General features: G+C 73.4%; 15 protein-coding genes. 7 read left to right on the top strand and 8 right to left on the bottom strand.

What is annotated here, in order from left to right; all coding sequences use genetic code 11:
• Window positions 1-136 precede the first annotated feature (136 nt).
• A complete protein-coding gene (locus AB0447_RS24715; RefSeq protein ID WP_366478921.1) occupies window positions 137-1,345 on the top strand; it encodes a S8 family serine peptidase in 1,209 nt (402 codons plus the stop codon).
• A gap of 13 nt (window positions 1,346-1,358) precedes the next feature.
• Here the strand turns inward: AB0447_RS24715 and AB0447_RS24710 are convergent, their stop codons facing one another.
• Genes AB0447_RS24710 through AB0447_RS24700 form a run of 3 tightly spaced genes read right to left on the bottom strand, consistent with a single transcriptional unit; the run spans window position 1,359 to window position 4,546 of the window.
• On the bottom strand, window positions 1,359-1,973 hold the full coding sequence (locus tag AB0447_RS24710) for a TetR/AcrR family transcriptional regulator (RefSeq protein ID WP_366478920.1): 615 nt from the start codon (window positions 1,971-1,973) through the stop codon (window positions 1,359-1,361).
• A 33-nt stretch (window positions 1,974-2,006) separates the two neighbouring features.
• Window positions 2,007-3,776 carry an AMP-binding protein gene (locus AB0447_RS24705; protein WP_366478919.1) on the bottom strand — a complete coding sequence of 590 codons (1,770 nt, stop codon included), beginning with the start codon at window positions 3,774-3,776 and terminating at the stop codon, window positions 2,007-2,009.
• Window positions 3,773-4,546, bottom strand: a complete 774-nt coding sequence (locus tag AB0447_RS24700) for an SDR family oxidoreductase (protein WP_366478918.1) — start codon at window positions 4,544-4,546, stop codon at window positions 3,773-3,775. Before AB0447_RS24700 ends, AB0447_RS24705 begins: the two co-directional genes overlap by 4 nt.
• A gap of 100 nt (window positions 4,547-4,646) precedes the next feature.
• On the opposite strand from AB0447_RS24700, the gene AB0447_RS24695 reads away from it, so the two are divergent.
• The 4 genes from AB0447_RS24695 to AB0447_RS24680 all read left to right on the top strand — a co-directional run bounded on the left by AB0447_RS24695 (window position 4,647) and on the right by AB0447_RS24680 (window position 8,971).
• Complete coding sequence (locus AB0447_RS24695) at window positions 4,647-6,011, top strand: DUF1343 domain-containing protein (protein ID WP_366478917.1); 1,365 nt, start codon at window positions 4,647-4,649, stop codon at window positions 6,009-6,011.
• A gap of 128 nt (window positions 6,012-6,139) precedes the next feature.
• Complete coding sequence (locus AB0447_RS24690) at window positions 6,140-7,417, top strand: serine-threonine protein kinase (RefSeq protein ID WP_366478952.1); 1,278 nt, start codon at window positions 6,140-6,142, stop codon at window positions 7,415-7,417.
• A gap of 88 nt (window positions 7,418-7,505) precedes the next feature.
• Window positions 7,506-8,090 (top strand): hypothetical protein, encoded by a 585-nt coding sequence (locus AB0447_RS24685; protein ID WP_366478916.1) that lies wholly within the window; start codon window positions 7,506-7,508, stop codon window positions 8,088-8,090.
• Window positions 8,087-8,971 carry a 3-keto-5-aminohexanoate cleavage protein gene (locus AB0447_RS24680; protein WP_366478915.1) on the top strand — a complete coding sequence of 295 codons (885 nt, stop codon included), beginning with the start codon at window positions 8,087-8,089 and terminating at the stop codon, window positions 8,969-8,971. Before AB0447_RS24685 ends, AB0447_RS24680 begins: the two co-directional genes overlap by 4 nt.
• Here the strand turns inward: AB0447_RS24680 and soxR are convergent.
• On the bottom strand, window positions 8,968-9,411 hold the full coding sequence (gene soxR / locus AB0447_RS24675) for a redox-sensitive transcriptional activator SoxR (protein ID WP_366478914.1): 444 nt from the start codon (window positions 9,409-9,411) through the stop codon (window positions 8,968-8,970). The genes AB0447_RS24680 and soxR overlap by 4 nt on opposite strands.
• 96 nt (window positions 9,412-9,507) lie before the next feature.
• On the opposite strand from soxR, the gene AB0447_RS24670 reads away from it, so the two are divergent.
• Complete coding sequence (locus AB0447_RS24670; protein WP_366478913.1) at window positions 9,508-9,969, top strand: MaoC family dehydratase; 462 nt, start codon at window positions 9,508-9,510, stop codon at window positions 9,967-9,969.
• Between the two features lie 40 nt (window positions 9,970-10,009).
• Here the strand turns inward: AB0447_RS24670 and AB0447_RS24665 are convergent, their stop codons facing one another.
• From AB0447_RS24665 to AB0447_RS24655, 3 genes are all read right to left on the bottom strand, one after another.
• A complete protein-coding gene (locus AB0447_RS24665; RefSeq protein WP_366478912.1) occupies window positions 10,010-10,681 on the bottom strand; it encodes a TetR/AcrR family transcriptional regulator in 672 nt (223 codons plus the stop codon).
• Window positions 10,682-10,739: 58 nt separating this feature from the next.
• On the bottom strand, window positions 10,740-11,039 hold the full coding sequence (locus tag AB0447_RS24660; RefSeq protein WP_366478911.1) for a YiaA/YiaB family inner membrane protein: 300 nt from the start codon (window positions 11,037-11,039) through the stop codon (window positions 10,740-10,742).
• An 81-nt stretch (window positions 11,040-11,120) separates the two neighbouring features.
• Entirely contained in the window at window positions 11,121-12,275 is a 1,155-nt protein-coding gene (locus AB0447_RS24655; protein ID WP_366478910.1) for an acyl-CoA dehydrogenase family protein, read from the bottom strand.
• 69 nt (window positions 12,276-12,344) lie between these two features.
• On the opposite strand from AB0447_RS24655, the gene AB0447_RS24650 reads away from it, so the two are divergent.
• Window positions 12,345-13,001 carry a TetR/AcrR family transcriptional regulator gene (locus tag AB0447_RS24650; RefSeq protein ID WP_366478909.1) on the top strand — a complete coding sequence of 219 codons (657 nt, stop codon included), beginning with the start codon at window positions 12,345-12,347 and terminating at the stop codon, window positions 12,999-13,001.
• A gap of 58 nt (window positions 13,002-13,059) precedes the next feature.
• On the opposite strand, the gene AB0447_RS24645 is transcribed toward AB0447_RS24650, so the two are convergent.
• On the bottom strand, window positions 13,060-14,139 hold the full coding sequence (locus AB0447_RS24645) for a Zn-dependent alcohol dehydrogenase (RefSeq protein WP_366478908.1): 1,080 nt from the start codon (window positions 14,137-14,139) through the stop codon (window positions 13,060-13,062).
• Window positions 14,140-14,154: the final 15 nt, after the last annotated feature.

Here is a 14,154-nt window from a genome sequence, read left to right as displayed (position 1 = left end):
ATGCGGGGGCCGTATTAAGAAACCTTGTTGAATATCCCAGGAGGGCTGGGCGCACTTGATTTGCGCCTGTCAATCGGAACAGGGTTTTCCAAAAGGTTTGACGCCCCACACGTCAACACGAGGAGAACCCTCTTCCATGGCAACTCACAAGCGCTCACGCGGTCTTCGGTACGCAGCGGTCCTCACCGGGGCCGCCACCGCGACCGCGGTGACCCTGCTCGCAAGCCCCTTCGCCGGTGCGTCCGCCCCGGCCGAAGGCACGGTGTTCGGACTGGGCGCACCCGGCTCGATCAGCGGCAGTTACGTCGTCATCCTCGACGCATCCGCGGACAAGGAGCAGCTCGCCCGCAAGTACGGTGGCGAACTGCAACGCACCTACGGCTCCGGGGTCAACGGCTTCTCGACCTCGGGCATGACCGAGACGGAGGCGAAGCGGCTCGCCGCGGACCCGGCCGTCGGCAAGGTGGTCCAGAACAAGAAGTTCACGATCAACGCCACCCAGGAGGACCCGCCCTCCTGGGGCCTGGACCGGATCGACCAGACGGCGACCGCGGGCGACAAGAAGTACAGCTACCCCGACAACGGCGGTGAGGGGGTGACCGCGTACGTCATCGACACCGGCATACGCGTCACCCACAAGGACTTCGGGGGCCGCGCCGCACACGGCTTCGACGCGGTGGACAACGACGACACCGCCGACGACGGCAACGGCCACGGCACGCACGTGGCCGGCACCATCGCCGGCACCGCGCACGGTGTCGCGAAGAAGGCGAAGGTCGTCGCCGTGCGGGTGCTGGACGACAACGGCTCCGGCACCACCGAGCAGGTGGTCGCCGGAATCGACTGGGTGGCCAAGAACCACTCCGGCCCCTCGGTTGCCAACATGAGCCTGGGCGGCGGCGTGGACGAGGCGCTCGACGAGGCGGTGAAGCGCGCCATCGGCTCGGGCGTCACCTTCGCCGTCGCGGCGGGCAACGAGTCGAGCGACGCCGGGCAGGGCTCCCCCGCCCGGGTCACGGAGGCGGTGACGGTGGCGTCGAGCACGCGCGACGACGCGCAGTCGCCGTTCTCCAACTTCGGCTCGGTGGTGGACCTGTACGCCCCGGGTTCGGACATCACCTCGGCCTGGAACGACAGCGACACCGGCACCAAGACGATCTCCGGCACCTCCATGGCCACCCCGCACGTGGCGGGCGCCGTGGCGCTCCACCTGGCCGCGAATCCGTCGGCGACCCCCGAGCAGGCAGCCGCGGCACTGACCGAGGCGGCGACCTCGGGGGCGGTCACCAACCCGTCGGCGGGCACCGCGAACAAGCTGCTGAAGGTGGCCCCGTCGGCCCCGTAACGGGGTGACCCGGCTACGGACGCAAAGCGCGCAGCAGCAGGTCGGCGAGGTGATCGGCGACCTGCTGCGGCGTGAGCGGACCGTCCGTGCGGTACCAGGTGGACAGGTGGTGGACCGAGCCGAAGTGGTAGTCCACGACCAGGTCGGCGGGCGTGGCGGTGGAGAACACCCCCGTCCGCTGGCCTTCCTCCACGAGTGCCCGGAAGCGCTCGTGGTAGCGCCGCCGCTCCGCCCGGACCTGCTTGTACTTCTCCGGGCTCAGCTGGTGCATCGACCGGAAGAAGATCATCGCGTCGTCGAGGTGCTCGATCGTGGTCACCACGACGTCGGCGGCCGCGGCCCGCAGCCTCTCCTCCACCGGGGCGTCCGAATCGGCCACCGCGTCCAGCCGCTGCTGCTGCCGGCGCAGCATGCGCGCGTACACCTCGTGGAGCAGATCGTCCTTGGAGCCGAAGTAGTGGTAGAGCGCTCCCTTGGTGACCCCGGCCGCCTCCACGATCTCCTGGACCGAGGTGCGGTCGTACCCGCGCTCCGCGAACAGCCGGGTGGCCACGGCGAGCAGCCGCTGCGGCACGGGGGTGTCCGTGTCCTCGCCGCTCCTCACGGGTGGCGTGGTTCTGGCAGCCATGGCCCTTCCCTTCGTATGGTTCTCCGGCTGTTTTCAGCCGCGCTCGCGCAGTTCTCGTCGCAGGATCTTGCCACTGGTCGTCTTGGGAAGGACAGCCAGGATCTCGACCTCCCGCGGGTACTTGTACGCGGCGATGCGCTCGGCGCAGTACGCGGAGAGCTCCGCGGGCTCCGCCGAGGCGCCGGCGCGCAGGCTGACGTACGCCTTGACGGTCTCGCCCCGGTAGGGGTCCGGGACCCCGACCACGGCGGCCTCCCGGACCGCCGGGTGGGTGTAGAGGACGTCCTCGACCTCCCGCGGCCACACCTTGAAGCCGGACGCACTGATCATGTCCTTCTTGCGGTCGACCACGTACAGCCAGCCGTCCGGGTCCATGAACCCGACGTCCCCGGTGTGCAGTTCGCCCGCCGGGAATGCCTTGGCGGTGTCCTCGGGGAGCTTCCAGTAGCCGGGCACCACCTGGGGGCCGCGGACCACGATCTCCCCGGTCTCGCCGAACGGCAGCTCGCGTCCCTGCTCGTCGAGGATGCGTACGACGGTGTCGGCGCCCGGCACTCCGACGGACAGGGTGCCGGAGGCCGGGTCGACGGGGGCTTCGAGGTGGGCCGGGACGGCGGAGACGGCACCGCTGGACTCGGTGAGGCCGTAGCCGTTGCGCAGGTAGCAGCCCAGCGCGCCGCGCAGCCGCTCGACGAGGGCGGGCGGCAGGGGGGCGCCGCCGGAGGAGACGATCCGGAACGAGGCGAAGTGGTCCCGGGTGACGGCCGGGTGCGCGGCGAGGGCCATGAACGCGGTGGCCGGGCCGATGGTGTAGGCGGGGCGGTGTTCCAGGAAGGCGTCCAGCACCACGCCCGGTTCGAAGCGGTGGGCGAGGGCGAGGGTGCCGGCGTTGGTGAAGCAGGCGGCGAGCTCGCAGACCATGCCGGTGATGTGGAAGAGCGGGGCGAGCGCGAAGTAGGTGGCGCCCTCGGGGATCGGGTGGCCGGTGACCTGGCGGGTGGCGTTGTAGCTGAGCGCACCGTGCGGGTTGAGGGCGCCTTTGGGGGTGCCGCTGGTGCCGGAGGTGTAGCTGATGAGCGCGGTGCCGGAGGCCGTGGGCTCGGCGAGGTCGGGGGCGGGGTGGCGGGCCCCCCGGGCCACCGCGTGCAGGTCGTGGGCGTCGGCCGGCTTGACGTCGTCGGTCGGCTTGCCGTCGCCGGTCGGCCTGCCGTGGCCGGTCGGCTTGCCGTCGTCGGTTGGCCTGACGTCGTCGGCCGGCCTGACGTCGTCGTCCGCCGGGGGGAGGACGCGCGGGTCGTTGCGGGTCTGGAAGTCCCGGTCCCGGGCGGTCAGGGTGGTGCGTACGGCCGTCCCCCGCACGGCCTCGCGCAGGTACGCCGCCCAGGCGCCGGCCTCGCAGACCAGCGCGGTGGCGCCCGAGTCGGCCAGGACGTGCCGCACCTCGCCGGCCTTGTACATGGGGTTGAGGGGGACGACCACGGCGCCGGCCTTCCAGGCGGCGAGGACCGCGAGGACGAGGTGCGGGGTGTTCTGCAGCATGACGGCGACCCGGTCCCCCGGCCGTACACCGTGCGCCGCCAGGTGCCCGGCGACGGAGTCGGAGAGGGCATCGGTCTCCGCGTAGCTCAGCCGGCCGTCGAAGTAGGCGAGTGCGGTGCGCTCCGGGATGCGGGCCGCCACCGCCCGGAAGGCGTGCAGCACGCTCGGCGCCGGAGTGACGGCGGCTCGCTGCGTGGGGCCGAGCCGGCCCAGCCAGGGCCGGTCGGCGTAGCCCTGGTTGCGGGGCCTCGCGGCCGCGGTCATGCGCCCTCCCATTTCTGCTGGATCTGGTTCATACCGGTCAGCCAGCGGTCCGGGGCGGTGGCGCGGGCGGCGTAGAAGTCGGCGACCTCGGGGTGCGGGAGGATCAAGAAGCGGCCCTTCTCCATGCCGTCGAACAGGGCGTCCGCGACCGTCTCCGGTTCGATCGCGGTCGGCGCGAGGACCAGCTCGCCGGCCGAGCCGGCGGCGGTCAGCATGTCGGTGCGCACCCCTTGCGGGCAGATGGCGTGGACCTGGATGCCGCGGTGGCGGTAGGTCAGCGAGAGCCACTCCGCGAAGGCGAGCGCACCGTGCTTGGTGACACTGTACGGGGCCGCTCCGATCATGGTCAGGAGCCCGGCGGCGGAGACCGTGGACACGAAGCGGCCGCTCCCCCGCTCCAGCCAGTCCGGCAGCAGCAGCCGGGCCGCGCGGACATGGGCCATCACGTTGGTCTGCCAGGCCGCGTCCCAGACGGCCTCGTCGGCGAAGGCGTCCCCGCCCGAGGCCAGTCCGGCGTTGGCGCAGTAGATGTCCACGGTGCCGCCGAGCGCCTCCCGGGCCTCCTCGACCACCGTCGAGGCGTCGCCGGGCACGGCGATGGCGCGGGCGCCGATCTCGCCCGCGACCGAGGCGGCCCTGGCCGGGTCGAGGTCGTTGACCACGACGGTCGCGCCCTCGGCGGCGAAGCGGTGGGCGAGGGCGGCGCCGATACCGCCGCCGGCTCCGGTGACGACGACTCGTGTGTCCTGGTAAGCGCCCACGGGGAACACCTTTCATAGCGCGAGGAGAAGGGGTGCGGTGCCGTACAGGACGGCAGACTAACCAGTCGGTATGTCGGGACGGAAGGGCCTGCGCGCCTAGCGTGGCCGGATGAGCCTGTCGAGACGGGGACTGCTGGGACTGGCGGGGGCCATGGGAGCGGCGGGGGCGGTGACGGGGGCTGCCGCGCCCGGGGCGCGGGCCGCCGCGGCGCCCGGGCCGGCGGGCTCGGGGAGCTCCGCGCCGGGGCCGGCGGGCCCGGGGGGCGCGGCGGCGAAGGCGCGGGATGCCGAGGCGGCCGGGGCCGGGAGTTCGGCGGCGGGCGCGCGGGTGCGGACCGGCTTCGAGCAGCTCGCGGCCGACGGGTACGCGCTGCTGGCCGGGCAGCGGGTGGGCGTGGTCACCAACCCCACCGGGATCACCGCCGACGCCCGCCACCTGGTGGACGTACTGCACGCGGACGACCGCGTGGACCTGGTCGCGGTGTTCGGCCCGGAGCACGGGTTCCGGGGAACCGCCCAGGCGGGCGGCTCCGAGGGCCGCGCCCAGGATCCGGCGACCGGTCTGCCGGTGTACGACACCTACGGCAAGAGCGGCCAGGCCCTCGCGGACGTGTTCACCGCCGCCAGGGTGGACACGGTGGTCTTCGACATCCAGGACGTCGGCGCCCGCTTCTACACCTACATCTGGACGCTGTACGACTGCATGCGCGCGGCCGCGCTGGCCGGGAAGCCCGTCGTGGTCCTGGACCGGCCCAACCCGGTGGGCGGGCGGCGGGCCGCCGGCCCGGTGCTGGAGCGGTCGTACGCGAGCTTCGTGGGGCGGGAGCCGATCGCGCTGGCGCACGGGATGACGGCGGCGGAACTGGCCCGCCTGTTCAACGGGGAGTTCCTCGCCGACCGTCCGGCGCGACTGGAGACCGTACGGATGTCCGGGTGGCGGCGGGAGTCCTTCTTCGGGGCGACCGGACTGCCCTGGGTGCCGCCCAGCCCGAACATGCCCACCCCGGACACGGCCCTCGCGTACGCCGGGACCTGTCTGTTCGAAGGCACCAACCTGTCGGAGGGGCGGGGCACGACCACGCCGTTCGAGCTGGTGGGCGCGGAGGGCGTGGACCGGCGGTGGGCGGAGGCCGCGAACGGGCTGGGGCTGCCCGGGGTGTGGTTCCGGGAGGCCTACTTCACCCCCACCTTCTCCAAGTTCGCGGGGAAGACCTGCGGCGGGGTGCGGATCCTGGTGCACGACCGGGAGGTCTTCGACCCGGTGCGGGCGGGGATCGGGCTGCTGGTGACGGCCCGGCGGACCTGGAGCGGCTTCGCCTGGCGGCCCGACCACTGGATCGACCGGCTGACCGGTTCGGACCGGGTGCGCCGGCTGGTCGACGCGGGCGCCGGGGTGGAGGAGATCGCGGCCGACTGGGCGGCGGGGCTGGCCCGGTTCTCGGCGGTGCGGGAGACGTACCTGCTGTATTCGTGAACGGGTGCCGGGGGTGCGGGGCAGGGTGTGCGGTGGGGTGTGCGGTGGGTGTGCCGCGGGTCTGGCCGGATGGGCGGTACGGCGGGATGCTGGAGCGCACTGGCGGGCGCGGCGGCGAGGGGGACCTCATGTCGGATGCGGGTCTGGGTGCAGGGCTGGGCGCAGGGCTGGGTGTGGGGCCCTATGCGGAGCTGACCTTCGATGCCGAGGGCGACGTGGACCCGGCGGGCCGGGACGCAGTGGCCCGGCTGGACGCGACCGACCTGCTGGTGTTCTCGCACGGCTGGAACAGCGAGCGGTCGACGGCGACCCGGCTGTACGACCGGTTCTTCGGCCCGTTCCCCGGGCTCGTCGGGCCGTCGGTACGGCTGGGGTACGTGGGTGTGGTGTGGCCGTCGATCCGCTTCGCGGACGAGCCGATCCCGGACTTCGAACTGCGCGGGCTGATCGGTGGGGACGGGCCGGAACTGGACGGCGAAACCCGGCGGGCGCTCGGGGACTTCTGGCCGGGGCACGAGAACGAGCTGGACCGGATCGCCGAACTCCTCGCCGAGCAGCCGGAATCGGCGGAGGCCGTCGCCGAATTCGGCGTGCTCGTACGACTCCTGGCCGGGGTGTCGGAGGCGCCCGACCACCCCGACGGGCCGGCCTCCGACGGCTCCACGCCGGCGGTCTTCTCCGAGGATCCGGTGGACAGTTGCCGGGCACTGGGCGACGGGCTGGCCGAAGCCGGGCTCGACGGCACCCCGACCTTGTGGAACGGCGCCAAGGAGCTGCTGCGGCAGGCCACCTACCACCGGATGAAGAAGCGGGCCGGGGTGGTCGGCGAGCGCGGGCTGGGCCCCGTACTGACCGAACTGTCCCGCAGCCGGCCCGAGTTGCGGATGCATCTGATCGGGCACAGCTTCGGGGCCCGGGTGGTGTCGTTCGCGCTGCGGGCGGTGCCCGACGGCTGGGGCTTCGTCAAGTCCCTGACCCTCCTTCAGGGCGCCTTCTCCCACTACGCGTTCGCGGACCGGCTGCCGCACGACAAGGGCCGGGGCGGGGCGCTCGCCGGACTCCAGCGGCGGGTCGACGGCCCGGTCGTGGCCTGCCATTCGCAGCACGATGCGGCGCTGAAGGTCTTCTACCCGCTGGCCTCCCGGGTGGCGGGGGATTCGGCCGGTCTTGCCGGGTTCGACGCCCGGTGGGGCGCCATCGGCCACGACGGGATCCAGGCGGTCCCGGGCGCGGTACGCCTCACCCTGGACGCCGTCCTGCGCGGCGGCCTGCCCGGGGCGGGTTGCGTGAGCGTGGACGCGGCCGCGGTGGTGCGGCGGGGCGGGGCGCCCTCGGGGGCGCACAGCGACATCTGCCACGAGGAGCTGGCCCGGGTGGTGGTCGCGGCGGGCCGGATGGGGCGCTGAGTTCCGGCCATGTGCCACCCGTACGCCTCGACCGCCCCCGCATGCGCCCACACCCTGCCGGGCATGTTGGCCACGGAGGTGAGACGTGATGGCGGGATTCCGGAGTCTGGCGGTCCAAGTGCGCGATGCGCGCAACGACCGGGCCCTGCGACGGCATTCGCTGCGCCGCTGCCTGGAGAGATTCGCCCCGTACGGGCACCGCGCGACCTGGTGGCACCTGTGCGACCGGCACGGGATCGCCCCCGAGGACCGGGCGGCCGACCCTCAGCGGCTGGTTGCGGCGCTGGAGGAACTGGAGGAGGCCAGGGCGGTCTGGCTGGAGTACGAGCGGCACTTCGCCGAGCGGCGGCGCCGCGAGAAGTACCACGGGCTGCGCCGGCCGGAGTGGGCCTGGGGCGGGGCGGCCGTGGTGCGCTGCGCCGACCCGGGGGTGCGGCCGGACGGGCCGCTGGGCGAGGTGCTGCGGCGGCTGGTGAAGGCCCTGGAATCGGAGCCGGGGACGGCCTGTCCGGTCTGCGGGGAACAGGAGCTGCGCTGGGGCCCGCCGGCTACCGCCGCCACGGCCGCGACGGCGGCCTTGGCTTCGATGGAGAACCGGGGGCCGTGGGACGGGCCGGTGTGCGCCGGGTGCGGGATCGTCGTACCGCGGCCGGCTCTGGCGGACACCGCGTGACCCGGATTCCGGCGATCCCGGTGCCGGCGATCGGGGTTCCGGCGTTCCAGGTCTCGCTGAACGGCTCCCGTACGGCGGCGGACGGGACGGCCGTGCCCATGTCACCGGAGGCCCTGGCGGAGGCGGCGGCACGGTCGGTGGCGGCCGGGGCCACCGAGGTGCTGGTGCACCCGCGGACCCCGTGCGGCCGCGAGAGCCTGTCCCCGCGGGTGGTCGGCCCGGTGCTGTCCGCGCTCCGGGCGGCGGTCGCGGTTCCGAGGTCGGGGTCGGCGCGGGGATCCATGCCGGTGTCGGTGTCGGTGTCGGTGTCGGTCTGCGCGAGCGTCCCCGGGGAGCCTGATCCGGTGGCCCGGATCCGGGCCTGGGAGGTCCTCCCGGACCGCGCGACCGTCGACCTGGCCGCGCCGGAGGCGGCCGCCGTGGCCGCGGCGCTCGCGGAGCGCGGGGTGGCGGTGGACGGGGTCCTGCGGCTGGGGGCTGCGGCCGGGACGGCGGTTTCCGGGCTGCGGGTCGCGCGGCTGCTCGTGGAGTGCGCCGTGACCGATCCGGCGCAGCTGGACGGAACGGAACTGCCCGGCGGGGCGGAGCTGCTGGACGGGACGGCGGTGACGGACGGGGCAACGGGGCCGGACGGGACCGCGGTGCCGGGCGGGACAACGATGCCGGGCGGGACAACGGCGCCGGGCGGGACGGTGGTCTACGGCCGGGAGGCCGCCGCCTGGCCGGTGCTGCGCTGGGCGGCCGGCCGCGGCCACGGCTGCCGTACCGGCATCGGCGACGTCCTGCACCTCCCGGACGGCCGCCCGGCCCGCTCGAACGCCGAACTCGTCGCGGCGGCCGCGGCCTACGTATCCCGGCCCGACCGGCAGGACGTCTTCTAGAGGCGGGAACCGGTGAGGCGTTGGCCGAACACGTCGTCCGGGTTGGACAGCACGCAGCTTTCCAGCGACAGGCAGCCGCAGCCGATGCAATCCGTCAGGTGGTCGCGGAGCCGGCCGAGCTGCTTGATGCGGGCGTCGAGTTCGGAACGCCAGGCCTCCGACAGGCGGGCCCAGTCCTCGCGGGTCGGGGTGCGTTCCTCCGGGAGCTGGGCGAGGGCCTCGCGGATGGTGAGCAGCGGGATGCCGACCCGCTGGGCGGCGCGTACGAACGCCACCCGGCGCAGCGCGTCACGCGAGTAGCGGCGCTGGTTGCCCGAGGTGCGACGGCTCTTGATGAGCCCCTTGGCCTCGTAGAAATGGAGCGCGGACACCGCCGCTCCGCTGCGCGCGGACAGCTGGCCGACGGTGAGTTCATTGACCTTCTCGGGAATCTGCGGCACCCGGCCGAGCCTAGTGGAGCTCTCCGCATCCGTTGACAGATACATGCAGCCCAACCATGCTGAGCAAGCGCTTGTTCCGACAGGAGAGGGAGACGCATGGCCCAGCCGAGGATCTTCACGTCCGCCGAGGAGCTGCACGCCGGGACCGGCGCACCGCTCGGGCCCAGCGACTGGCTGGAGGTCGACCAGAAGCGGATCGACCTCTTCGCCGACGCGACCGGAGACCACCAGTGGATCCATGTCGACCCCGAGCGCGCCGCGGCCGGCCCCTTCGGTACGACCATCGCGCACGGTTATCTCACCCTGTCGCTGCTGCCGAGCCTGGTGCCGCAGATCATGCGGGTCGAGGGCATGCGGATGGGCATCAACTACGGGGTGAACAAGGTGCGTTTCCCCGCCCCGGTGCCGGTCGGCTCCCGGCTGCGCGCCACCGCGGCGATCACCGAGGTCACGGAGGCGGGCGGCGGGGTACAGGTCGCCGCGACCGTCACGGTGGAGCGCGAGGGCGGCGACAAGCCGGTGTGCGTGGCGGAGACGGTGTCCCGCTACTACTTCTGAGCCATCGGCCGGCCCGCTGAGCCACGGCCGGCCTACCGAGCTACTGCCGGGCCGGTTCCGCGTCGCTGCCGGCCGCGACGCTCCCGGCCGAGCCCACCATGCGGAGCACGAGGTCGGCGTAGAGCGCGCCGACCTCGTCGGGCGTGCGGTTGCCCGCGGCGTTGAACCAGCGGGCCACGTCGATGCAGAGGGAGAGCACGGCCAGGGTGGTGCCGGGCAGGTCGGGGACGTCGAACTCCCCCGATGCGACTCCGTCGGCGAGGATGCGGCGTACCGCGGCATCGCTCTGCCGGCGCAGCTCCACGATTTCGGAGCGGTGCTCCGGTCCGAGAGCATCGAGCTCGTACTGGACCACCCGTGCGGTGGTGTGGTGCGCGGCGTGCCACCGTACGAAGGACCGTACGGCCGCGTCGAGCCGCTCGGCGGCGGTGCCGGGACCCTCGGCCGCCGTCCGGAGGATCTCCAGGGCCTTGTCGTGGCCGATCCGGCTGATCCGGTGGAGCAGCTCTTCCTTGGTCTTGTAGTGGATGTAGAGGGCGGCGGGGCTCATGCCGGCGCGCTGCGCGATGTCGCGGGTGGTGGTGGCGTGGTACCCGCGCTCGGCAAAGGCGTCCACGGCCGCGATCAGCAGTCGCCGGGCCGCGTCCGGGGCGACCTCCGACCACGGCACGTACCCGTCGCCGCTGCCGCCGGTCTCCACCGCGCTGTCCATCGCTCGCTCACCTCTCCGCCGTGTGAAAGGAACACCCTACCGGAGGGTGAGCAAGCGCTTAGGCCTTCGGCGGCTTCGGGTGGAAGGGGTCGTACTCCGTCATGATCTTCTCCATCCGGGCCTGGTCGACCCGGCTGACGATCTGGTCGGCCTCCTGCCGGTCCCGGATCACCTTGGCGAGGGTGAAGGCCGAGGTGGTGAGGTAGAGCACGGCGATGCCCATGAAGGCGCGCACCCAGGCATCCGCCTCCATGTTGTAGATCCCGGCGGCCACGGCGAGGAGCGCGATGGCGAAGGATGCGACGGCCTGGCCGAAGTACGCGCCGGTGTTCTGCTGCTTGACCGGTGTCTCGTTCATGGGTCCACGATCGCGGCGACCCGGGCCGGGCCGCATCCGCGCAGCTACTCAGACCGCGCGTACGACGGGTACCGCGGGTACTCAGAAGGCGGAAACCCCGGTGCGGGCACGGCCGATGAGCAGTTTCTGGATCTGGCTGGTGCCCTCGTACAGGGTCATCACGCGGGCGTCGCGCAGCAGTTTGCCGGCCGGGTACTCGTCGATGTAGCCGTAACCGCCGTGCACCTGGAGGGCGTTGCTCGCCGCGCGGACCGCCGCCTCGGAGGCGAACAGCTTGGCGGTGGCCGATTCGGTGGCGAAGGGCCGTCCGCGGTCGATGAGATCGGCGACCCTCCAGGTCAGCAGCCGGGCGGCGTCCACGTCCACCGAGATGTCGGCGATCAGCTCCTGCACCAGCTGGTGCCGGGCGATGGGCTTGCCGAACTGCTCGCGCTGCCCTGCGTACGCGACGGCCGCGTCCAGGGCCGCCTGGGCGAGGCCCACACAGCCGGCCGCCACCGACATCCGGCCCTTGGCGAGCGCCGACATGGCCACCGAGAACCCCTTGCCCTCCGGGCCGAGCAGCGCGGAGGCGGGCACCTCGACGTCCTCCAGGACGAGCTCGGCGGTGGCCTGGCCGCGCAGGCCCAGCTTGCCGTGGATCTCGCGGCGGGTCAGGCCGGGCGTGTCGGCGGGCACGAGGAAGGCGGAGACGCCGCGGTGGCCGGGCTCGTCGGGGTCGGTACGGGCGAAGAGCAGCACCACGTCGGCCCAGGTGCCGTTGGTGATGAAGGTCTTGCCGCCGTTGAGGACGTACGTGGCCCCGGTCCGGGCCGCCCGGGTGGTGAGGCTGCCGGCGTCGGACCCGGTGCCGGGCTCGGTGAGGCCGAAGCAGCCCAGCGCGTGGCCCGCGCAGAGGCGGGGCAGCCACTCCCGCTTCTGCTCCTCGCTCCCCCAGGCGGCGATGGTCTTGGCGACCAGGCCGAGGGAGACGGAGACGATGCCGCGCACCGCGGAGTCGCCACGTCCGAGCTCCTCGGTGACCAGGACGTAGGACAGGTGGTCGCCGCCCGAGCCGCCGTACTCCTCGGGGACGGTGAGCCCGAGGAACCCCACCTCGCCGAGCTTCTTCACGAGGGCGCGGTCGACGCTCTCGGCGCGGTCCCACTCGGCGGCGTACGGGGCGATCTCGCGCTCGGTGAACTCGCGGGCGAGCCGCCGTACGGCGGTCTGCTCCTCGCTCAGCTCCAGGTTCATGGCCACCCCTCGCACGGTGCGTTAATTAGCAGCGGTAGTTTATGGCGGGCACGGCTTACTATGTGGCGCATGGCCAGACCGCGCAAGCCCCTTCTCAGCAGAGACCGCATCGTCGAGGCGGCGGGCGCGCTGGTGGACGCGGAAGGGCTGGAAGCGGTGTCCACGCGGCGGCTGGCGGCCGCGCTGGGGGTCAGCGGGCCCTCCCTCTACAACCACTTCCGCACCAAGGACCAGATCCTGGAGGCGGTCGCCGACGCGGTGAGCGCGCGGGTCGACCTGTCGATGTTCGGCGAGGAGGATCCGCGGGACTGGCGGACCGCGCTGCACGACTGGGCGCACTCCTACCGGGACGCGCTGGCCGACCACCCGAACATCGTGCCGGTGCTGGCGCGCGGACCGGGCCGCAGGCCGGCCGGACTGCGGGTGGCGGACGCGGTGTTCGGCGCCATGACCGCGGCGGGCTGGCCCGCGGCCCAGGCCACCCGCATCGGCGCCCTGATGCGGTACTTCATCCTGGGCTCGGCGGTGGCCTCGTTCGCCCGCGGCTTCGTGGACGACGAAGCCGCCTACGACCCGGCGGACTACCCGCACCTGGGCCGGGCGCACCTGCTGGCGGAACGCCAGCAGGAGGTGGACGCGGGCGCTTTCGAAACCGGCCTCCAGGCCCTCCTGGACGGCCTGACCCTCCAGTACGAGGCGATGGGCCCGGCCGCGACCGCTCGCTAGCGGGACCCGGGGCGGGCGGGGGCGCAGATGCCGCCCCCGCAGCCGCCGCCTGTCCCTCCTAGAAGACCACCAGCGAGCGGCCGCCCTTCCCGGCGAGCATCGTCTCGAAGGCGGCGGGGATGCCCTCGAGGCCGATGCGGTCGGTGACCAGCGCGCCGAGGTCGAGGCGGCCGGCCAGGGCGTGGTCGGCGAGCACCGGGAGGTCGCGGGCGGGGTCGCTGTTGCCGTACACGCAGCCGGTGAGGGTGCGGGCGAAGTGGAAGATCTCCAGGGCGTGGAAGGTGACCTGCTGTTCCTTCCCTCCGATGCCGACGACCGTGGTGCGGCCGCCGCGCCGGGTGGATTCCCAGGCGGCCCGTATGGTGTCGGCGCGGCCGACGCATTCGACGGCCACGTCGGCGCCCTGTCCGGCGGTCAGCGCGCGGATCTCCTTCGCGGTGGTGTCGGAGGCCAGGACGAACTCGGTGGCGCCGGCGGCGCGGGCCAGCTCCTCCTTGGCCGGGGAGACGTCCACCGCGATCACCGGGCCGGCCTGGGCGATCCGGGCGGCCTGGAGCGCGGCGAGACCGACCCCGCCGACGCCGAAGACCGCCACCGACTCGCCGGGGCGGACCTGGGCGCTGTGGTGGACGGCGCCGTATCCGGTGAGCACGGCGCAGCCGAGCAGGGCGGCTTCGGTGAGCGGGATGCCCGCCGGGGCGGGCAGCACGCAGTTGGCCGCGACCACGGTCTCTTCGGCGAAGGCGGCGACGTTGAGGCCGGGGTGGAGTTCGGTGCCCTGGGTGTCGTGGGCGTAGATGTCACCGACTCCGGCGAGGGCCTTGGCGCAGAGCCAGACCTCGCCGATGGTGCAGTGGTGGCACCGGCCGCAGGAGGGCGCCCAGTTCAGCACCACTCCGTCGCCGGGGGCGACATGGGTGACGCCCTCGCCGACGGCGAGGACGGTGCCGGCGCCCTCGTGTCCGAGGACGGCGGGCACCGGCACCCGCATGGTGCCGTTGGTGAGGGAGAGGTCGGAGTGGCAGACCCCGGCTGCGGCGAGCTTGACGCGGACCTGCCCGGGACCGGGATCGGGCAGGACGATCTCCCGTATCTCCAGGGGGACTCCGACGGCGGGCAGTACGGCGGCGCGGACCATGGTGGTTTCTCCGTC

It is taken from the genome of Streptomyces sp. NPDC051211 (genome assembly GCF_040689505.1).
Classification (GTDB): domain Bacteria; phylum Actinomycetota; class Actinomycetes; order Streptomycetales; family Streptomycetaceae; genus Streptomyces.
Note: the sequence above shows the minus strand (reverse complement) of the source record. Positions and strands in the feature narration are given on the sequence as shown.

Excerpts from the sequence above, each read along its gene's own strand:
- AB0447_RS24715 (WP_366478921.1), top strand. The coding sequence starts at position 137 with ATGGCAACTCACAAGCGCTCACGCGGTCTTCGGTACGCAGCGGTCCTC.
- AB0447_RS24710 (WP_366478920.1), bottom strand. The coding sequence starts at position 1,973 with ATGGCTGCCAGAACCACGCCACCCGTGAGGAGCGGCGAGGACACGGAC.
- AB0447_RS24705 (WP_366478919.1), bottom strand. The coding sequence starts at position 3,776 with ATGACCGCGGCCGCGAGGCCCCGCAACCAGGGCTACGCCGACCGGCCC.
- AB0447_RS24695 (WP_366478917.1), top strand. The coding sequence starts at position 4,647 with ATGAGCCTGTCGAGACGGGGACTGCTGGGACTGGCGGGGGCCATGGGA.
- AB0447_RS24690 (WP_366478952.1), top strand. The coding sequence starts at position 6,140 with ATGTCGGATGCGGGTCTGGGTGCAGGGCTGGGCGCAGGGCTGGGTGTG.
- AB0447_RS24685 (WP_366478916.1), top strand. The coding sequence starts at position 7,506 with ATGGCGGGATTCCGGAGTCTGGCGGTCCAAGTGCGCGATGCGCGCAAC.
- AB0447_RS24670 (WP_366478913.1), top strand. The coding sequence starts at position 9,508 with ATGGCCCAGCCGAGGATCTTCACGTCCGCCGAGGAGCTGCACGCCGGG.
- AB0447_RS24665 (WP_366478912.1), bottom strand. The coding sequence starts at position 10,681 with ATGGACAGCGCGGTGGAGACCGGCGGCAGCGGCGACGGGTACGTGCCG.
- AB0447_RS24660 (WP_366478911.1), bottom strand. The coding sequence starts at position 11,039 with ATGAACGAGACACCGGTCAAGCAGCAGAACACCGGCGCGTACTTCGGC.
- AB0447_RS24655 (WP_366478910.1), bottom strand. The coding sequence starts at position 12,275 with ATGAACCTGGAGCTGAGCGAGGAGCAGACCGCCGTACGGCGGCTCGCC.
- AB0447_RS24650 (WP_366478909.1), top strand. The coding sequence starts at position 12,345 with ATGGCCAGACCGCGCAAGCCCCTTCTCAGCAGAGACCGCATCGTCGAG.
- AB0447_RS24645 (WP_366478908.1), bottom strand. The coding sequence starts at position 14,139 with ATGGTCCGCGCCGCCGTACTGCCCGCCGTCGGAGTCCCCCTGGAGATA.